Source organism: uncultured Ellagibacter sp. (assembly GCF_934617235.1).
In the GTDB taxonomy this organism is placed as follows: Bacteria; Actinomycetota; Coriobacteriia; order Coriobacteriales; family Eggerthellaceae; genus Ellagibacter.
In genome coordinates, this window is record NZ_CAKTTZ010000085.1 from 1 (window position 1) to 1,662 (window position 1,662).

The 1,662-nt window shown below is 58.2% G+C and carries 1 protein-coding gene; it reads left to right on the forward strand.

The window, feature by feature from the left end:
- Window positions 1-396: 396 nt before the first annotated feature.
- Window positions 397-1,497 carry a nucleoid-associated protein gene (locus Q0G85_RS10300; RefSeq protein ID WP_297157704.1) on the forward strand — a complete coding sequence of 367 codons (1,101 nt, stop codon included), beginning with the start codon at window positions 397-399 and terminating at the stop codon, window positions 1,495-1,497.
- Window positions 1,498-1,662: the final 165 nt, after the last annotated feature.

Here is a 1,662-nt window from a genome sequence, read left to right on the forward strand (position 1 = left end):
GTTAGGCAAAGTTAGGCAAAACTGAGATAAAACCCCTGGTCAGAGCGATATTGACAAAACGACCTTTTTTGTCCACGATGGGGGGTTTTCGCGGAAGAATGGTTGGCAGTGAGCTGGCGGGTGGCCGAATGACGGTTGATGTATGGGTCAGCCGCCGCCGCGAGAACGTTGCGTCGAAGCCGCAAGCGCTGTCTTGCGACGGCATTCAGTTCGAGGAGTAAGGAAGCCTTCCTGGAACAACCCTCTCGCTCTCGGTCGCGCGCCTGAGCGCCAACGAGAACTCCCCGCTCGCAGTAATGCAGAATGAGAAACGCGCGACCGACTTGCGTTTGCCCGCGCGCGCTCCATGGGGTAATGTGTGTTCCCGCTATTCGTCGCGAGAGGGAGCCCGATTCCATGTTCAAGATCAACCACGCCATTTTGCACGTTTTCGATTTCGTTTCATGCGTGAATGTATTTTCGCAGGAAGAGCTGGACCTTTCCGACAAGAACGTGAAGTCCTACGTGCAGCGCGTCTCAAAACACGCGTTGGGCAACATCAATAACAAACGTGGTGAATTCGAGGCCGACAGCGGTTTCAAAAACGAGCTTTCCGACTACTTGAACGGGCAAAACAACTTCATCGACCTCTCGCTCATGATCGCTGAATTCTTAGGAAGCGAACTTGAACGCATGGAGCAGCCGGCATCATGCGACTTGCTCGTCGTCGATTTCGAGGACTCGCCGAAAGCCCCGAAGCTTTCCGCGGAAGATCGCGAAGAAATGTCCGAGGAGGAAGCTGCAGCTGCGCAGGCAGAGCTCGACGCGGCGTTCGCTGGGAGAAGCGCGCGTTACTTCGGGCTGTTGCTGCTCGAGAGCAAGCCGGCGTTTATGCACGAGGTGGGCAGAGCCGATAGCGGCGCGTCGGTGAACCGCATCGAGCGCCATCATGCCATCCTGCCAAGCCCCTCGCAGAAGATTTCTTCGTTTGCCCTGATAGACGTTCGAACCATGTCGGTCCAGTTCGTGGACAAGGCGCGCGAAATCGCCGGCGAGGAGAGGTGGCTCATCCCGCAGGGCCTGCTTCAGTGCACGATGGAGGCTTCAAGCAAGGAACTTATCGATACGACGATGCGCCTGGTCGAGGAGGTCGCCAACGAGTACGGCGCGAATGCGGCGATCGCGACTGCGAAGGCGAAGGCGTACGTCGCCGAAAACGCCGAGGACTCCGACGAAGTGCCGTTCGACGAGTTTGTCGAGGAAGTGTTCGAGGACGAAGGGCCTCGACGCAGCTTCGTCGAGGCGGCACAGAAGGAAAATCTCCCCGAGCACGCGCCCGTTGAGCGTGCGGTAGCTAAACGCGTCACACGCAACCACAAGATCCGCACCGACACTGGCATCGAGATCACGTTCCCAGCGGAATATGCGCAGAATCCTGAGTTCATCGAGTTCACCAGCGCGGCGAACGGGCTCATCCGCATCGAGCTCAAAAACATCGGGAGCATCGAGAACAAGTAGCCGTGACGGAAGCATGTGAGGGCGGCGACGCGAAGAGGGCGCCACTTATGCACCGAGTTCTTCATACGCGAAGACTGACTCGCCTTCGCCCAATCCAACAGCCGGCGTACGCAATCGAGCGTTTGCGCTCCCACAGCCGAACGTCCGCTGCACCCTCGACTGGCG